At 58.1% G+C, this 15,936-nt stretch carries 17 protein-coding genes, 1 tRNA gene and 1 rRNA gene; 12 read left to right on the top strand and 7 right to left on the bottom strand.

Features of this window, described 5'->3' with window-relative positions; all coding sequences use genetic code 11:
• The 3 genes from IEY49_RS12285 to IEY49_RS21445 all read left to right on the top strand — a co-directional run.
• Positions 1-97 (top strand): 16S ribosomal RNA (locus IEY49_RS12285); the annotation flags it as partial.
• Between the two features lie 1,011 nt (positions 98-1,108).
• Positions 1,109-1,462, top strand: coding sequence for an alpha/beta fold hydrolase (locus tag IEY49_RS21450; protein ID WP_229780769.1), 354 nt, complete (start codon positions 1,109-1,111; stop codon positions 1,460-1,462).
• A gap of 18 nt (positions 1,463-1,480) precedes the next feature.
• On the top strand, positions 1,481-1,927 hold the full coding sequence (locus tag IEY49_RS21445; RefSeq protein ID WP_229780768.1) for an alpha/beta hydrolase family protein: 447 nt from the start codon (positions 1,481-1,483) through the stop codon (positions 1,925-1,927).
• Positions 1,928-2,728: 801 nt separating this feature from the next.
• On the opposite strand, the gene IEY49_RS12275 is transcribed toward IEY49_RS21445, so the two are convergent.
• The 4 genes from IEY49_RS12275 to IEY49_RS12260 form a co-directional block, all read right to left on the bottom strand.
• Positions 2,729-3,658, bottom strand: coding sequence for an NAD-dependent epimerase/dehydratase family protein (locus tag IEY49_RS12275; RefSeq protein ID WP_189008954.1), 930 nt, complete (start codon positions 3,656-3,658; stop codon positions 2,729-2,731).
• 22 nt (positions 3,659-3,680) lie between these two features.
• The gene (locus tag IEY49_RS12270) at positions 3,681-4,454 is read right to left on the bottom strand and encodes an SDR family oxidoreductase (protein ID WP_189008951.1); all 774 of its coding nucleotides are present in this window, start codon (positions 4,452-4,454) and stop codon (positions 3,681-3,683) included.
• On the bottom strand, positions 4,451-5,395 hold the full coding sequence (locus tag IEY49_RS12265) for an aldo/keto reductase (protein ID WP_189008948.1): 945 nt from the start codon (positions 5,393-5,395) through the stop codon (positions 4,451-4,453). The genes IEY49_RS12270 and IEY49_RS12265 overlap by 4 nt, the downstream gene beginning before the upstream one ends.
• Before the next feature lie 292 nt (positions 5,396-5,687).
• Entirely contained in the window at positions 5,688-5,999 is a 312-nt protein-coding gene (locus IEY49_RS12260; RefSeq protein WP_189008946.1) for a hypothetical protein, read from the bottom strand.
• Between the two features lie 374 nt (positions 6,000-6,373).
• Between IEY49_RS12260 and IEY49_RS12255 the strand changes: the two genes are divergently transcribed.
• Positions 6,374-6,841 (top strand): hypothetical protein, encoded by a 468-nt coding sequence (locus IEY49_RS12255; protein WP_189008943.1) that lies wholly within the window; start codon positions 6,374-6,376, stop codon positions 6,839-6,841.
• 167 nt (positions 6,842-7,008) lie between these two features.
• On the opposite strand, the gene IEY49_RS12250 is transcribed toward IEY49_RS12255, so the two are convergent.
• Positions 7,009-7,085 (bottom strand) — tRNA-Arg (locus tag IEY49_RS12250).
• Between the two features lie 99 nt (positions 7,086-7,184).
• On the bottom strand, positions 7,185-8,351 hold the full coding sequence (locus IEY49_RS12245) for a tyrosine-type recombinase/integrase (protein ID WP_189008940.1): 1,167 nt from the start codon (positions 8,349-8,351) through the stop codon (positions 7,185-7,187).
• A 355-nt stretch (positions 8,352-8,706) separates the two neighbouring features.
• Between IEY49_RS12245 and IEY49_RS12240 the strand changes: the two genes are divergently transcribed.
• The 7 genes from IEY49_RS12240 to IEY49_RS12210 all read left to right on the top strand — a co-directional run bounded on the left by IEY49_RS12240 (position 8,707) and on the right by IEY49_RS12210 (position 13,213).
• Positions 8,707-9,165 (top strand): DIP1984 family protein, encoded by a 459-nt coding sequence (locus IEY49_RS12240; protein WP_189008937.1) that lies wholly within the window; start codon positions 8,707-8,709, stop codon positions 9,163-9,165.
• A 170-nt stretch (positions 9,166-9,335) separates the two neighbouring features.
• Positions 9,336-10,025 carry a hypothetical protein gene (locus tag IEY49_RS12235; RefSeq protein ID WP_189008934.1) on the top strand — a complete coding sequence of 230 codons (690 nt, stop codon included), beginning with the start codon at positions 9,336-9,338 and terminating at the stop codon, positions 10,023-10,025.
• Entirely contained in the window at positions 10,022-10,561 is a 540-nt protein-coding gene (locus IEY49_RS12230; RefSeq protein ID WP_189008931.1) for a hypothetical protein, read from the top strand. The genes IEY49_RS12235 and IEY49_RS12230 overlap by 4 nt, the downstream gene beginning before the upstream one ends.
• Positions 10,554-11,000: a hypothetical protein gene (locus IEY49_RS12225; protein WP_189008928.1), complete on the top strand. Its 447-nt coding sequence runs from the start codon at positions 10,554-10,556 to the stop codon at positions 10,998-11,000. Before IEY49_RS12230 ends, IEY49_RS12225 begins: the two co-directional genes overlap by 8 nt.
• A 605-nt stretch (positions 11,001-11,605) precedes the next feature.
• The gene (locus tag IEY49_RS12220) at positions 11,606-12,535 is read left to right on the top strand and encodes a TRM11 family methyltransferase (RefSeq protein ID WP_189008925.1); all 930 of its coding nucleotides are present in this window, start codon (positions 11,606-11,608) and stop codon (positions 12,533-12,535) included.
• 17 nt (positions 12,536-12,552) lie between these two features.
• Positions 12,553-12,993 (top strand): hypothetical protein, encoded by a 441-nt coding sequence (locus IEY49_RS12215; protein WP_189008922.1) that lies wholly within the window; start codon positions 12,553-12,555, stop codon positions 12,991-12,993.
• Between the two features lie 58 nt (positions 12,994-13,051).
• Positions 13,052-13,213, top strand: a complete 162-nt coding sequence (locus IEY49_RS12210) for a hypothetical protein (protein WP_189008919.1) — start codon at positions 13,052-13,054, stop codon at positions 13,211-13,213.
• A gap of 415 nt (positions 13,214-13,628) precedes the next feature.
• Here IEY49_RS12210 and IEY49_RS12205 read toward each other — a convergent pair whose 3' ends face one another.
• Positions 13,629-14,831, bottom strand: coding sequence for a vWA domain-containing protein (locus IEY49_RS12205; RefSeq protein ID WP_268239043.1), 1,203 nt, complete (start codon positions 14,829-14,831; stop codon positions 13,629-13,631).
• A 357-nt stretch (positions 14,832-15,188) separates the two neighbouring features.
• On the opposite strand from IEY49_RS12205, the gene IEY49_RS12200 reads away from it, so the two are divergent.
• The gene (locus IEY49_RS12200; RefSeq protein WP_189008913.1) at positions 15,189-15,824 is read left to right on the top strand and encodes a hypothetical protein; all 636 of its coding nucleotides are present in this window, start codon (positions 15,189-15,191) and stop codon (positions 15,822-15,824) included.
• The last annotated feature ends 112 nt before the right edge of the window (positions 15,825-15,936 follow it).

The following is a 15,936-nucleotide window of genomic DNA, read 5'->3' as shown; positions in this document are numbered from 1 at the left end:
GGGAGCTGTAAGGCAGGCGTCTAGACTGTGGCGCATGACTGGGGTGAAGTCGTAACAAGGTAACTGTACCGGAAGGTGCGGTTGGATCACCTCCTTTCTATAGGTCACGTCGACAACACCAGATGCGTTCACGAGTACCCCAGGCTGAAAAGCCTGGGGTACTTTTCTTTTGCCTGCCCTCTCTATTTCTGGTCTTCAATACGTTGGCAAACGGGGGTCAGAGTGCTGTGATGGTGCGTGCCTACAATCAGTAAAACCATGCAGCATAACAATGCCTCCCGCTCCCTGGCGGACCTCACCGGAAGCGAGCCTCAGGTCCTCTACCAGGTGGGACAGAATGTAGCAGCCCTGCAGAATCACTTGAGTCGCCAGCCTTCTTTACGGATTGTGTTGCTCCGGATGACTCCGCCTATGGTAATGGCCATCCATGGACAGCGCCTGATGCGGCCGTCCTCACCCCTCCGCCTGGACTCGGACATGGGACATGGGGCTCACCTGACCACATTGATGCACGGAGAGCTCGGGGTACACAGTGTAAATCCGGCTTCAGTCCTGCAGGCCGGGAAGGTCTTTGAGATTCGCGGCGATGACCTGGATCGCATCAGTGAGGCCACCCGCGCTGTAGCTGCAGCCCGGGACATAGAGCTACAGGCAGCTGGAATGGGGCGCCGGGGCTTTCTGGCACGTCTGAAACCTGCTATTGGAGGAAGAAAGCATGGGGTACAGAGTGCGCTGGCTGGTCTGCATGAAGCCATCTCAGAAGCTCGGGGCCATCAACTGGGCGCTGATCATCTGGATGCATCGGCGGAGCAGAGGAAATGGGAGGACGTATAGCAGGATTCGCGTCTGTTAACCAAAGGCCTTTGGTGGTCCAAGCCTCGAAATGGGCATCTTGTAGACCCTGGAGCCGTCTGTGCCCTCGATTGGGCAAGGATTGGTCTCCAGTGGTGCGTCATCGCGGGCAATAATCGAGTTTGTGTTCCCTGCGCTGGATCCCTTCGACTCTTGCATGCTTGCAGTCAGTGACGGTAACCAGATTTACTGGGAGGTTTCCAGAAATCCTCACGGGCAACGCGCGGTGTACCTCCACAGGCGTCCGGGAGGCGGGATGGCAACTGGGTACCGGCGGCGCTTTGATCCCGAGCGCTTTTTTATTGTCGGATTCGAGCAACATGGGTGTGGTCGTAGCCGCCCTTTGGCCATCGAGAATCTGTCCACCCTGCCTACCAACACCACGCAAACGCTCATTACAGACATGGAGGTCCCCCGAACGCATCTGAACATTGACCGCTGGCTTCTTAACGGCGTCTCCTGGGGGACGACCCTTGCCCTGGCTTATGCACAGCAGCACCCGCAGCGGGTCAGTGGCATCGTCTGCTTTGCCATCGCCACCACATCTCCGGAGTACGTGCGGTGGATTACCGAAACGGTGGGCTTGCTGTTTTCCCGGGAGTGGGCGTAGTTTGTTGAAGCTAGGCACATGCGTCCCGGTCAGCGCGTTGTGGACGCCTATTACGACCTCCTCACCAGCCAAGACCCTGAAACCCGCCGGGCAGCTGCCATGGCGTGGACTGCCTGGGAGGAAACGCATGTTTCTCTGGATCCCAGTTGGCAGCCCGGTCACATGCTCAGCGCAACGGACGCGGTGACGCAGCAGAACTTCGCTACCCTCGTTACGCATGACTGGAAGCACGCTGCGTTCCTGCCCGGACGGGGCCTTCTCGACCACATGGAAGCCCTGAAGCACATTCCCGGAGTGCTGATCCACGGACGGTTCGACGTCAGCGGGCCGACAGGATTCGCCTGGGAGCTTCACCAGGCCTGGCCGGGCAGCCAATTCATCCTGGTAGACGATGAAGGTCATGGTGGTCCAAAGATGGTTGAGGCGATGACTGCTGCCAACAGCGCTTTTGCCACAGGACAGTAGAGGGGTGGTTCGGCGCCGCGCGATGAAGCAGGCGGGGTGAACGAGACCGAGGCCATTCCGGCTTGTTCGCTTGTCTTGAGCATCAGCCGCCGCAACGATAGCTACTGGGCAATGGCTCGTTAGCTACTGGGCAATGGCTCGTTCAGCTTTTCAGCGCCGTCTGTACCAGCGCAGTAGACGTGCGTCCTGGATATTGTGCTTCCGGTTTTGCGATTAGTGCCTCTCCATGTCCGCTGCAGCGGCTCAGCGTCCAAGGGGTCACTGGCGGATACCTGATTTCCATGTCGGCTGCCTCAGGACGTCCCGCCTGGACGAGGCTTCCACGCTGGCGTACACCGAGGTCATTTCAGCAGAAACAGCCCTTGTGGTGCGGCCATGACCGGCCATAAATACCATCGTTGTTCGGTCCATTCTTCCTGATGTACTCACCGAAGGGTAGAAGAGCCCCACGAAGCCGTGGGGCCTGCCCTTCCGCCTTCACTCGGGCGGTCTGGTTGTGTGGGTAAAGACACTTTAGCCCACTTCTCCCGGGCATTCGTCCTGAGGAGATCGTCGGTGCTTACCCTGAGGAGATTTGCAGCCGCCAGGGGCATGTCGCCCAGGTGGCGCAGCGCTCTGCGAAAGCAAGTGTCTGAAGCCCACAGTTTCCCGGCCATGGAAAAACCAGGAGGCCTGAGGGTCGCAGAGACTCCCTGATTCCCTACAGGGCAGGTTGGGTAAGGCGCACAACGGTCAACCAGTGCGACGACCAGCACGCTGAAGCGGCGTCAGAAGCTCAGGCATGCAAGTGCTCGCAGGTGCTCAGGTCTGCTCGGGCACACCCCACCAGGGAAGATCCGCGAAGGGATAGTGCGCGTCGTTGCCTGACTGCAATGCCCGGTAGAATTCCGCAAAGTTATAGCCGGGCTGGTAGCCGAGCCCGGCCCTGGCCTTCTCGATGGACCAGTACACATGCCCCCAGGCACCCAGCAGCTCATCAATGTTTTCTCCGCGCCGGGTCACCAGATCTGCAATGCCTGGGAACCGGGACTCCAGCAGGGCCCTGGGGTCTTCCCTCCACTGAGGCAGCTGTTCCAGCGAGAAAGGGACTGCGGCCATGACGTTGAAGGCGTCAAACATGATCGTGTCGTTCTTCAGGCCAAGCAAAAAAGCCTGAGCAACATCCCGGTCGTCCACTCCGCCCTTGAGAAGCCGGAATCCGTACCGCAGAAAGTTTTCGGGGACGAACATGCCGAGGCGGTACGAGATGGTCCGGATGCCATGGCTCCGGCTATAAAAGCCTGCCAGTTCCTCGGCAAGCGTCTTGGTCAGCCCGTAGAAGTCTCCTGGCAGACAGGGCAGGTCTTCCGTGACGACTGCAAAGCTGCTGTCCGGCACACTGATACTCGCGCCATACACGCCCATGGTGCTGCACAGGAGCACCTTCCTGATGCCGTGCTCACGCGCTGCCTCATAGACGTGGTAGGTCCCTTCCATGTTGAGTTTCCAGAACTCGTCCCTGGAATGGTTTTGAAGGTGAACGCCGTGCAGCGCGGCGCCGTGAACAATGATGTCTGCATCTTCAGCGGCCCGGAACACATCTGCTTTGCTGCTTGCGTCCCCCTGAATAAATTCATACGGGGTGTCCAGCGGCCGGAAGTCCATCAAGACAGGGGTATAGCCGTTGTCCTGGAGGGCGGGCGCCAGCACCCGGCCCAGATTCCCTCCTGCACCTGTGATCAGCACCTTCATACAGACTCCTGCGTCAGGTCCATCACGGCCACCCGCCTTCATTCAGAGGGGTCACGATGACCTCGTTCAGCACCAGTTCTGGCGGCGCAGCACACATCCAGGCCAGCAGATCCGCCACCCGGTCAGGCGGAAGGGCGTCCACCGGTGGTGCGGCAGGCGGCTTCTGATCTTCGCGTGCCTGGGGTTCGAAGGCGCCCCAGCCGGTGGCCATGCCGCCGGGGTAGACCACACAGGCCCGAATGCCGTGCGGTTTGCCCTCTGCCGCCAGCGCCTGCGTGAATCCGGTCAGCCCGAACTTCGAGGCGCAGTAGGCACTCCCATTGGCCCAGCCCCGTTTGCCTGCCACAGAAGACACGTTGATGATCGTGCCGCGTCCTGCGCGCTGCATGTGCGGAAACGTAGCTTTGGCCAGCAGAAAGGGAGCGCGCAGGTTGACGTCCAGAACGCGGTCCCAGTCCTGGGCGCTGAGGTCGGTTACCGGTCCGGGTACGTCCGTGGCGGCATTGTTCACGAGAATGTCCAGGCCTCCCAGTGAGTGCACCGCCTGCTGCACCACTTCCATCAAAGCTGGTCCCGAGGACAGGTCAACCGGACACACCAGTGCTCGTCTCCCCAGGGATTCAGCTTCGCGCGCAACGGCCAGCAGATCGCTTTCGCTGCGGGCCAGCAGGACAAGGTCGGCGCCTGCCCGGGCAAGAGCAGGTGCGGTGGCGCGCCCCAGCCCACTGCTGGCCCCGGTGACCAGGGCCACCTGCCCGGACAGAGCATCTGGCGCCATACGGCCCTGGGCAGTCATGCACGGGTTCCCGCGGTGACAGTCTCGATGTGTTGGGCATCCTTTTCGTCCAGCAGGGGCCGGGTGGATGCGACGACATTCTGCTCAACCTGCTCCGGGGTCTTGCCGCCGGGAATGGCCACCGACACCGCCGGGTGATTCAGCACAAAACGCAGGGCCAGCTGGCCCATGCTGCGTTCCTGAGAGGTCAGCACACCCAGCTGCTGCACCTGATCAAGCTGCGTCTGGTACCAGTCTTCCTGAGGCCAGCCGTGGCGCACGTCTCCCTCCGGGAACCGCGTCTCGGCCGTAAACTTTCCGGTCAGCATGCCCATGCGCAGGGGGCCGCGTACCACCACCCCGATGCCCTGCTCAAGGCAGTACGGCAGGATGTGCTGCTCCGCCTTGCGGTTAAGCAGGCTGTAATCGAGTTGCACTACATCAAGTGTGCCGTCCTGGTTGAAATGCTGGACATACGCGAAATCATCGGTCGAGACTCCGACGGCCCGCACCCGGCCTTCCTGTTTCAGCTGGGCGAAGGCCGTGAGGAACGCTTCTGTTTCCCGTGGGTTGTTCCACCAGATGTGGTCGAAATATACATCGATGTAGTCGGTGTCCAGCCGGCGCAGGCTGTCTTCGAAGGCAGAGATGATCTTCTCGGGGCGGTCGTAGACAGGCTCACGCTTCGGATCGCGGTGGTGGCCCATCAGGCCGCCTTTGCTGGCCACGACGATCTGATCACGGCGGTTTTTGATGACCTGGGCGACCAGCGTTTCGCTGTGCCCGTTGCCATATACGTCTGCCGTGTCGATGAAGTTGACCCCCAGTTCCAGCGCCCGCTCCATCGCGCGGATGGAGGCGGCGTCCTCGACCGGACCCCAGGCGTCCCCCCCGATGGCCCAGGCGCCGAACCCGATTTCTGAAACCTCGATACCTGTCCTGCCCAGCTGACGGTGATGCATACATGGCTCCTTTGGGCGACGCAAGATGGTGTGAACTCACCTTAGACCCTGAGGAAAGACACGCGCATGCCTGCAACTGAGGCGTGAAGAAAGACCAAAGTTCTGGCGCCTGTCACATCTGGCACGAGTCTTGATGATCTGGGGTTCTGGGCCGGTGGCACATCTGAACCATCCGCGACCGGGTTAATGACTCAAGCGCTTGTTGCCAGCGCGGGTCTCCACGGACGGCTGTGTGCCTCTTCTGTGTTAGGTCTGTGCTGGTCTTGTCTGTGGCGACTTTCGCCGGATCCGCTCAGCGCATGGGCCGCCGGACGTACCCGTTGTTGACCGCCGGGGGAAGGCCGGCGTCCAACTCCCGGAAGACGAACTGGATCATGGCATGGGCCAGATCGTCGCGGGACTCTGCCGCCCAGGAGAGGGTCTGAAACGGCATCTCAACCGCATATACCTGCCCGTCCACGGACGCTGCCTGCTTGATGGTGATCAGAAATGCTCCGGACAGACCTTCTGGGCGCCCTTCGACGTACACGAGCACGTCCTGCGGGACCTGTGCTTGCAGATCTTCCCGCAGATGGGCTGCATTGAGGTGGGATTGAGCAGTCATTTCAGGCACACTAGCCACTCGTTCCACACAGGAACGTCACGGTAAAGCGTTCCGGTCCGGGCCTTGGGCTATCCAGTCTTCCTGCAACGATGTCTGACCTGAACCATGAGGTAGTGGTGGAGCCCTTGCCCCATGGCTCTGGCGAAGGACATGACCCCGACTGTAAAAAGCCAGAACATACCGCCGTGAGGGGGAGGGCAGTCTGCAGAGGTGGCTCACCCTTTCTGGCTCTTCCGATGGAACCGACGCTTCACATGAAAGGGATTCCAGCGATGCCTCTGATGCCCTTTACTCGCTGCACAGGAAAGCTGCCCTGAAACTCGTCACACTTTTTGGGACAGGAAATTTCGACTCGCCTGTCAGGGAGGCTCGCCATGAAGACCATCCAGGACACCATTGAAGAGATGAAGCACAAGGTTCAGCGGGCAGAGGCGCATTCCGAGCTGAAAACGGCTGCTCAGTTGCAAAAGGAGTTTGCCAAGCAGCAGGCCAGCATGGTTGCGGTGCTTGGCCGGCAGCAGAAGGAACTGCGGCAGGTGCAGCAGGACCTTGAGGAACTCCGCGGTAAGCGCTCCTCAGACGGTGGGTTTCCCTGGGGGCTGATTCTGGTGGCGGGTGGCGCCTATGCCCTGTACCGCACCAACCCGTCTGTCAGAGAGACGGTACAGGACCTCCTGAAGCGCGTGAATCCCGGTATTGAGGGCAACCTGACGCGTGCTGGAGACGCGGTATCCGGCATGGCCCAGGGCGACAGCCCCAGGAGTGCCTTAAGCACCGCGGGTGGGGAGCTCAGGCGAGCCGGAGAAAAAGCGGTCGACTCGGCGGAAGACAAGCTCAAGTAAACCTCTTCTGCCGTACAGATCGATCGGTGGGGGTTGGGGCTGCAAGGAGTTTTCCCTCATACCTGAATGACAACAGGTAGAAGTATTCCTCAGAGTGTCGAAGCTTCATCACCGGCACTTTTGACCCCTTCATAAAACAGAAACCCCCGGTGATTCGGGGGTTTTTCTGGCGCGCCCTGTAGGACTCGAACCTACGACCGACCGCTTAGAAGGCGGTTGCTCTATCCAGCTGAGCTAAGGGCGCGAACTTGGGTTTTGACCGTGCTGAACGCGACTTCAGCGTGAGGACTATACCACAGGAGGGACACGCGCTTGAGTCCGTCGGCCAAACGTCGGCCAAAGGTCAAATCTCGATATTGATTCGCTCCTGTAACTCCGGTCGGAGATGAATGTAAACCTTCTGAGTCACCAGAGTATTGGCATGCCCCACATGACTGGAAATGTGCTGAACCGAGAGGCCGCTCTCAGCCGCGATGCTCACAAATGTGTGCCGCAGCCCATGGAACGAAAGAAAGGGAATCTGCGCTCTTTTGCACAGACGTTCCAACGTGCGTCTGCTGTTGTCTGGGTGCTGCATTTCACCCGCCCGGGTGGTGAACACGTAGCCGGTGGCCTCGTCTCCTTCCACCCATCCCTGAAACTGCTGCGCCAGCCGTAATACTTGCACTGCCCCTTCGCTCAGCAGAATGGTTCTCCTGGAGGTGCGCGTTTTGGGTTGGGTGACGCGCCGACCCCCTGCCCCGCCTGCAACGATGTGAGTGATGCTGGCCGTGCCTTGTGCGAGGTCAACCTCTTCCCAGCGAAGGCCATACACTTCGCCACTGCGAAGGCCCGTTCTCAACGCTAGAACACAGGCGTACGAATGAGTATGCCCTTCAGCCAAGGCGACTTCGACAAACCTTTTTGCCTCGTCGGGCGTCCAGGCTTTTACCCGTTCCTGTTCCAGAGCGAGTTGCTGGCGCCGTTCCAGTCTTTGAGGCACCCGGACTTCTCGGAGTGGGTTCAAATTGATGTACCCCTGCTTCACCGCGTAGGCCAGCGCATTTTTGAGGACGGTATGGACCTGATACCGGGTGCGTTCCAGCTCCGTTTCCTTAAGGAGTGCTCGGTAGTACTTGCTCAATTCACCAGCACTGAGGGCCACCACGGTCCACTTGCCAATCCGAGGTGCGATATGGAGGCGGATCAGGGCCGATTGAAGCTGAATGGTCCGCTTACTGAGTCCATCATTGGTCCGATCGTTGTCCAGCCAATCGGTCAACAGCTGGGCAATGGTTAAGGTGCGGTCTGCTCGTGGTGTTGTGCCTGCCTCAAACGCCTCCTTTGCCTTGAGCATCATGCTGCGAGCATCGGTTCGCCGCCGACCCGTGAACGTCCCGCAGAGACGCTCGCTTTCACCAGTTGGCGCCTGTGCCCGGATCGCCCAACGCCAGACTCGGTCGCCATTGGGTAACTGGCGCACTTCAGTAATGGACCCCTGCCCGTGCCCCGCCTTCTTTCGTTGTGCCATGGATCTGCCTCCTACCGTGGCGAGTGATCTCGCTTCGGCCTGGACACAGTTTTTCAAGCCGCCGAATCCTTCTTTGAACGAAGAGCTGTGTGGACGGAGGCCAATGAGACTACCAACCCGGCCGGTCTTTAGGTCTGGAACGTTCTGTATCTTGGGCAGTCTCATCCCCTACCTCCCACACCACCGATTCGTTCAACGAATAAATAGAGGTGGTGAAAAAATAGGAACGTGCCTGAGTAGTAACAGACAAGCTACTCAGCACGACTAAGTAGCGATGGCGCAGGCCCACCTTTTAGCACTCCCAGATGCGTTCTGGAGGTACCGCTATGGATTTCCATGGCATCGGAGGACACGGATGATCCTGGCAGAGGCGTTGATTACGCGCAAGGAATACAAGACCCGCCTGGAAGACCTCAGGAGCCGTCTGCAGGCCAGCGCGGTAGTCCAGGAAGGCGATGCGCCACACGAGAGTCCAGAGGAGCTCTTGGAAGCACTGGACGGCCTTCTCGCAGAGTACGGGCAGCTTATTGCTCGTATTCACCGCACCAACCTCACTGCCAAGCTGGCAGATGGGCGGACGATTACGGAAGCGATTGTCGATCGTGACCTGCTGGATGAGCGTATGGCGATCCTTCGGTCGTTGGCAGAGGCAGGATCTCGGAAAAACGACCGCTATGCGTACAGCGAGCTGCGGTATCTGACGACCCTGGATGTTGGTGCCCTCCGAAAGGAAGTGGACCGTAGGGCCAAGGAGCGGCGCACGCTGGATATCGCCATTCAGGCAGCGAACTGGAGGAACGATCTGGTGAGCTAGAGAGTCGGCGGCGAGAAGGTAAGCGTGAAAGGCGCGTGCAACGGTGACCACTGCCGTCTCAGTGGACTGCCTAATCCGACGAGCGGTGCACGACTCAGACCGCATTGAGCACGATTCAGGGCGCACTGTCATAACCATGCACGGATTTCACGCCGAGGGAGGGTCAGGGGATGAAACTCGCCGAAGTGCTGTACCGGCATCGCAGTACCAGCCGAAGGCTCGAAGAACTTCACCGACGGTTCAAGAGGGAACTGGCTGTTGACGTCACTGACCAGGATGGTCAACCCGAGATAGATGTGATTTCAGAAATCAACCGGCTCCTCGCCGCCAAGCGCACCCTGCGACGGCAGATGGCCGCGACACTCGCCGGGCATCCCGAACTCGTTGAGGTTCTGGCTAAACGTCGGGTGGCCCGACTCCATCACGCGATCCTGAGTGATGTGGGGCGAGAGATGCAGGTGTACCTCTCTGGTGTTTATGGAAGGGACAGCTCCCTAGCCAGCCAGGTCCAGAAGATGCGCCCCTTTCGGTCACGACCCTACGCGGGCCGCTATGACGAGCTTGTGGCCGAAGCAGAAGCCTGGAAAGGCATGACCTTCGGCAACAATCAGCCCAGAGGGCGTCGGCGCCTGCATCGCAACCGCCAGGGCAAGATTCGGGTGCTGTGGGACATTCCATGGCCTCTTCAGAAGAAGCAGCCAGTCATCACCGTTGAACGCCTCCAGATGCTTGAAGGCACCGTGCTGGAACGATTGGAGGCTATGGAGCGGCAGGTGGCAGCACTGAACTGGACTATCGATGTCGAGCGGAGAATTGGGCGTAAGAACAGTGCTGAGGCACCACAGAAGGACACGCCATGACCGAGACCGATCTGCTCCTGGCAAGCAAAGAACCGACTGCTTCTCTCTGGCCACTGGCTGCTGATGGACTTGAATCTCCGCCTGACGACCCAGTGTTTCTGCAGATGGATTCGGCCTTGCAGCCCCTGCGTCCGCTCTTGCGGTGGCTGAGTTATTCGCGGAACGAGGATGCTTATAGCGCTGTATTCGGACTGGGCAGCGAATGGCAATCGATTCATGTCCTGATCCGAGGGAACGAGGTGTTCATTGACTTGCCGATTGGGCAGATCTACCAGCGGGCCGATGATCTCGTCAGGCTCCTGCAACTGCACACCAACCGATCGTGGAAGTTCCGGATAGATCAAGTGTTGCCAAGCCGCCACGTCGATGCCATGGACGAAACTGCCATTGAGGACTACCAGGAAGTTGTGCTTGTTCTGGAGCACGCGACCACCACGAAGGCGCTCGCCGCACTGACCCGCTTGGTCGTCGCAGGCTGGCGGGAGGGACAACTCAGCCAGGCGCTCCTACGCAGCCTAAGGAGGAAGTATGACTGACCTTTGGAAGTTGCACGAGGCACCATTCCCACACGCTCCACCGGGAGCCGAGGGCCTGGAAGCACAATTGCGCAGTGTCGTCGGGTTATTACGATGCTGGCGCTGGGGGCCTGTGAGCCCTGAAGGAATAACCGTCTTTTTGATGTTCGACGCGGATCCAACCACCCTCCGCCTGGTGGTGACCCCCAGTTGGATCTCAGCGGATGTGTTCTGTACATACATTCCCCTTGATGCGGATCTCCTTACATGGGTCTTGATGCGCAATCACCTCCAGGCCTGGAAAGCCAGAGCGGCAGCACAGGAGAAGGGAGGGATCCCACTGTATTTGGAGACGAGCTTCTCTACTGCAGATCAGCCGGTTCTTGGGCGCATTGTTTGGGCGGCCTATCAGGAAGGCCTGAACTGGCGTGGGGAAATTGAGCTACGGGCCACCAGTTGACTTGAGCTCACTTACACGCTGGAGATACGAAAAAGGAACATTTTCAGCGCGGCTACTGGAAATTATTATATACGAGAAATAAATAGATTATTCCCGGCCAAGTACGTCTTAGTCGGGATTTATTCGTTGCGAGAAGGTCTGAAAAGTGAGTGCGGTGATGGAGATATTTTTCCGATCCTCTTTCCTGGGGTTGTCGATTTGCGAGTTAGTTACCACGAGTAAATTTTTCTTAGTGTGTCAAAATCTAACAAATCATGTTAAGTAGATTGATTCTGGTCTACTTATTCAAAACAAGTAGCTCGCATGTTGTTTAGAAAAGGGCTACTTTTCCTGGCTAAGTAGATTGCGGTGCACGAACAACCCTGAAAAGAGCCAGATCAATCGCAAAATCTGATCAGGTAGGGATAGAACACATCGTTGAGCCATTTGGCGCATTTCTTTCAAAGAAGAAAATGAGATAATAAGGAATGGCTCGAAGTGGACGCACCTGGCTCACCTATAGCCAACTGGTCAGCGTGGTGGGACAGCGGTATAGCAACCCTATTGTTGTGGAGGAGCGGCCACAAGCCGGAGAAGAAGAACTGCTTACTCGGTTCAGTGCAGAGATGAAGGCGGATACGCCAGCCGGTGCTGAGGCGGTTCGGGTGTTGGACGAGCTCAACATCGGTCACACGCAGTACGCCTTGCACTTGCGCTACATCGCACGGTGGGGCAGTGAGCGCCGCCGCCTCCTGGCCAATGGGGCTAACTTCCAGCTGATGGAGGGACTGGGCCGGGAGGAAGCCAAGGGGCTACTCGTTGGGCTTGACCTGAGCGGCACCAAAGTGCAACAGCGACGTCAGCTATCGGCACATCTCTACGAAAAGGCACAGGTGCCTGCTGAGAAGGGCTGGCTCTCGCCTGCAGCCACGACAGGCCGGAAGGTCCGGGTGTATGACCCACGACAAGTCGTGTGGGTTTACCCAGCTGAAGAGGTTGATTTCCTGGAAGGCTTGCATCCCTACGTTGCGCGTAGCCTGATCGCCAGATACGTGCCTTCGGCTGGTGTGGTCGCCGATCCGATGGCAGGAGATGGCGTGGTGCCGATGATGGCGACCGAACTTGGTCATGTAGCCTGGGCCAGCGATATCGAGCCCTCCAAGCCCTATATCGCCGAGCTGGATCTGCGCACCAATGACCTGGGAGAGCTGTTTGGGGAAAGGAATCAGACGGTGGCGGATTTGCTGGTGGCTCATCCTCCCACTCCAGGAGGCCTGGAAAAGACCCTGGATCAGTATGCGGAGTGGCTGACTGAGATTCTGGGGCATTGCTGGGGGGCCATCAAGGCTGGCGGCCATCTGGCTCTGATTGTGCCGATCCAGGGGGAGTTAGCCATCCTGGCTGCTATGGAGCACGTCCTGCTGGAATCTGCTATTGAAGTTTTTGCCCTGGATGATGCCAAGTTGAGGGCTGTACATATTGCAGCTGCGCGCAACGGGTCAGAAGGCTGGCACATTCTCGTCTTTCAGGTGCCAACGTTCGGGGAGGGAGAATGAGGCATGAAAGTCCACGCGTGACCGTCAGCGGTGTGCATGATCTCCCTGAATTGAGCGAAGTGGATGCAGTGATCAGCATTGCTGACCCGGGGGATGGCCGACCCGTAGTCGTGGAGACCCTTGGTGCGCCGGTCCTTGAGTTGACGTTCCACGATGCTGACGGGGACCTCCTCGACTGGGTTCCAGAGACCTGGCATGTGGAAAGGGTGCAGCGCTTTCTGCAGCAATTTCAGCCAGCCTGGCTACATGTACATTGCTTTGCCGGCATGAGCCGAAGCACAGCGATGGCGAGTGCTGCTCTGGCCTGTTTAGTTCCGGAACTGTCTGACGAAGAGGTGGTGGCTAGCATTTTGCGTGAACGGCCTCACGCCACGCCAAACAAATTGTTGTTGGAGGCCATAGATTTGGTGCTGGAGCGTTGCCTGGAAGATGCCTGGCGACGAGAGCAGCGGTATTGAGATGAGGCAGGCTAGAGTCGTCTGCCTAAAGTGCTTCTAACACAGGATGGTAAAAGACATGAAAGTCCCAGAAAAGCTGTTTGAAAGAATCATGCAGTGGTTTGTTAAGAACGTTTGGCCGCCGGTACAGGAGAAGATCTGGCCTCGTATACAACAGCAGATCGAAGACATCATCGTCCCTGTGATAAGCAAGAAGATCGAACAATATTTGATGACCTGATCAACCGGAGAAGTCGGGCATCTGAGCGAGCAGAAGACTTTTCTAAGCGGGCAAGTGCTGCTGCCACAGAGGCTAGCGAGCCAGCTGTCTCAGAGGCTCATCTGAAAGAGTCGGCCCGATGGCATGAGGAGGCTGAAAGGCTGCGAGCAGAGGTGGACGACCTTAAAGGGCGACTGGGAAGCCTTATCGAAGAACTCAGGCGGGAAGTCAAAGCAGACCTTGAAAAGTCGAATCTGGACATCAACATGACAGTGGATGGGAAGGGTCGCATCCTTCTCGACGGTCGCCCCACGGGACCTGTCCCTCCAGTCCCCAAAGACCTGTAGGGGGCAGTTAGGGCTTGGGCTGAACATCGTTATCGAGACGATGTTCAGCCCAAGCCCTAACTGGTGTGGAGGTGTCCACTGCTCAAGTTTTAGCCTTCTCGGCCACTCTGCTTGGCGTATGACTGCTTGCGTGCCAGTTTGCTAGCAGCGCTCCGGTTGTTCTGCCGCAGGCGACGTTCCACTTCGCCCAACTGATGAAGCTCAGAGGTGAGGGAAATTGCCGACCGCAGGCTCTCGACCTGCAGGCGGTTCCTGATGCTGCTCAGTGCCAGCAGCGCTCCACTCAGATCGCCGATGTCGGCAAGTTGGGCGGCCGTACGCTGCGCTCTCGCAGCCAGCAGCCCTTCTCTCACACGGACCACCTCTGCCTGTTCCAGCTCATTAAAGCCCTGTGGAACCGCCAGGAAGGTATGCATGACATGTTCGCTGTGTCGTTCTCCCGTGGCGTCGTCCCAGGCCAGGCGGAGGGCCAGTTTCTGTTCGTCACTTACGATCAGACGGAAGACCAGATCAAGCGTGCGCCCCGCACGCAGAGGGGGCAATGCCAGCCGTCCACTGTGGACACGGCCAAAATCATTAAGAGCGTCTTTGACCTTGACTCCCCGTAGGCCCAGACTGACCCGGCGTCCTAATGTGGCTTTCAGGCTGGCCAATTCAGTTTGCAAGGTGTCTTCCAGCTCGTCAGGACGCTCTGCGAAGTGATAGTTGCCGTCACCAGTACCTGCCAGGGTCTCCAGAAGGTTCTCGTCGTAACGTACCCCAACACCGACTGTACTGGTGCTCACCCCCTGAGTCTGAGCCTGTGCAACGTGTTCCCCTATGATCAGAGGTTCCCGGAGTCCCACATTGGCCCGGCCGTCGGTAACCAGCACAATTCGGGAAAGGCGACCTTGTTCGGCTCCGTAAAGCAGGAGACGAGAGGCGGTCTGCCATCCGCCGAAAAGGTTGGTGCTGCCCCCGACCTGCAGGGTATCGATGAGGGATTCGAGCTGTGCAAGGTCTTTGACCTCCTGTAAAGGAGCCACCACTTCGACCCGGTGATCGAACGCCACCACCGCCACTCGGTCATCTGGACCAAGTTGCCCTACGACGAGCTTGGCGGCGTTTTTGGCGAGGGCTAGGGGAAGTCCTCGCATGCTCCCGCTGCGGTCGAGCACCAAGACCAAATCAAGAGGGGGCCGAGCTGCTCCTGCTTCCTGCACTGGGGTGCTGATACGGACGAGGACGTCCAGAGTGTCGGTGGTTGAGGAGGTTACCGAACGCGCGGGCAAAATGCTTACTTTAGGTCTCATAGCCCTAGTCTCTTGGGGTGAGGTTTTCTTCTTTGAAAGGAAACTGGTTATGTCGCTCTTGTAGAGGATAAAAGCCTGATCACCAACGGGTTTTCGAGTAAGTTCTATTCGAAAACCTCATACATGAGTGCAGGGCTTTAGTAGTAAAACGTGTGATTGAACGTGTGGAAGTAATCTGATTTAATTGACTCAAGTTTGTTGGCATCGAGTTGATATTCGTAACAAACGATAGGTCTATTAAACTGGACCTTTCGTCTCAGATATTCCCAGCATCTTCATAACCCATAGCCAGGCATGACTCTAGTTGTGCTTGCGTAAGGCCCTGTGGCTGTTGCCCTACTTCTGTTCGAGGAAGACATGCATCACATTCACCCCCGGCAAGGGCTCAGCGTGAGCCCTAGCTCTAATTTGCTGGCCTGGACAGCTCAGGCGCATCAACTGAAGGTGGAAGAATATCCGCACCTGGTGAGGTATATCGCCACCTATGGGCGTTTGCCCTCCTTTGCTGAACGGTGGGGGCGGGTTGATCTGATTAGCCCCCACGGATGGGCCTCCCGGCTTCTACAAGCCGTGGACGGAGACTTGGCTTCACTTCAAGGGGTCACGGTGCATTTCCCGGAAGCAACGATGAACAGACTTCCAGAAGTTCCACCTGCATGGGTGGTGCAGTGTATGCGGGGCTATCTCCACCACCTGGGACCCAGCCTGGGACGTCTGCAGGCCGAATATGGGGCCAATGGCAAGGGGTGGCATGCCCACGGAGTAGTGCATGTCGATGATGTTGTGAAACTGAGAAGAGAGGTATTTGTCTATCGTAGCCGGCCAATTAAGAATTTAAGTCAGTATAAAAAACTGCTCCGGTACGCCTCAAAGGGCATCAAAAAGAATGCCCCCGTTCCTGTGAAGCAGGCATATGCCGAATACATGCTGAGTTTGATGACGGCCATGGAGGTGAGCCGGTTGCCTGCTCTCGGAATAACCTTCGGTGTGTGACCACTCGTTACCTTCTTACCTTAGGTCACTTGCAAGCAGGTCATCCCCCCCGGTTTATGAGGAACTTTGTGTATCGGATGGGGGATGGCAATTAGCCTGACCAAGCCAGGAG

Source organism: Deinococcus malanensis (assembly GCF_014647655.1).
Classification (GTDB): Bacteria; Deinococcota; Deinococci; order Deinococcales; family Deinococcaceae; genus Deinococcus; species Deinococcus malanensis.
This window is presented reverse-complemented; position numbering and strand designations above follow the sequence as displayed.

Bases quoted from the DNA above. Each gene is read 5' to 3' on its own strand.
- IEY49_RS12240 (WP_189008937.1), top strand. From the start codon at position 8,707: ATGATCCTGGCAGAGGCGTTGATTACGCGCAAGGAATACAAGACCCGC.
- IEY49_RS21450 (WP_229780769.1), top strand. From the start codon at position 1,109: ATGGCAACTGGGTACCGGCGGCGCTTTGATCCCGAGCGCTTTTTTATT.
- IEY49_RS12245 (WP_189008940.1), bottom strand. From the start codon at position 8,351: ATGGCACAACGAAAGAAGGCGGGGCACGGGCAGGGGTCCATTACTGAA.
- IEY49_RS12260 (WP_189008946.1), bottom strand. From the start codon at position 5,999: ATGACTGCTCAATCCCACCTCAATGCAGCCCATCTGCGGGAAGATCTG.
- IEY49_RS12265 (WP_189008948.1), bottom strand. From the start codon at position 5,395: ATGCATCACCGTCAGCTGGGCAGGACAGGTATCGAGGTTTCAGAAATC.
- IEY49_RS12270 (WP_189008951.1), bottom strand. From the start codon at position 4,454: ATGACTGCCCAGGGCCGTATGGCGCCAGATGCTCTGTCCGGGCAGGTG.
- IEY49_RS12225 (WP_189008928.1), top strand. From the start codon at position 10,554: ATGACTGACCTTTGGAAGTTGCACGAGGCACCATTCCCACACGCTCCA.
- IEY49_RS12200 (WP_189008913.1), top strand. From the start codon at position 15,189: ATGCATCACATTCACCCCCGGCAAGGGCTCAGCGTGAGCCCTAGCTCT.
- IEY49_RS12235 (WP_189008934.1), top strand. From the start codon at position 9,336: ATGAAACTCGCCGAAGTGCTGTACCGGCATCGCAGTACCAGCCGAAGG.
- IEY49_RS12255 (WP_189008943.1), top strand. From the start codon at position 6,374: ATGAAGACCATCCAGGACACCATTGAAGAGATGAAGCACAAGGTTCAG.
- IEY49_RS21445 (WP_229780768.1), top strand. From the start codon at position 1,481: ATGCGTCCCGGTCAGCGCGTTGTGGACGCCTATTACGACCTCCTCACC.
- IEY49_RS12205 (WP_268239043.1), bottom strand. From the start codon at position 14,831: ATGAGACCTAAAGTAAGCATTTTGCCCGCGCGTTCGGTAACCTCCTCA.
- IEY49_RS12230 (WP_189008931.1), top strand. From the start codon at position 10,022: ATGACCGAGACCGATCTGCTCCTGGCAAGCAAAGAACCGACTGCTTCT.
- IEY49_RS12275 (WP_189008954.1), bottom strand. From the start codon at position 3,658: ATGAAGGTGCTGATCACAGGTGCAGGAGGGAATCTGGGCCGGGTGCTG.
- IEY49_RS12210 (WP_189008919.1), top strand. From the start codon at position 13,052: ATGAAAGTCCCAGAAAAGCTGTTTGAAAGAATCATGCAGTGGTTTGTT.
- IEY49_RS12220 (WP_189008925.1), top strand. From the start codon at position 11,606: ATGAAGGCGGATACGCCAGCCGGTGCTGAGGCGGTTCGGGTGTTGGAC.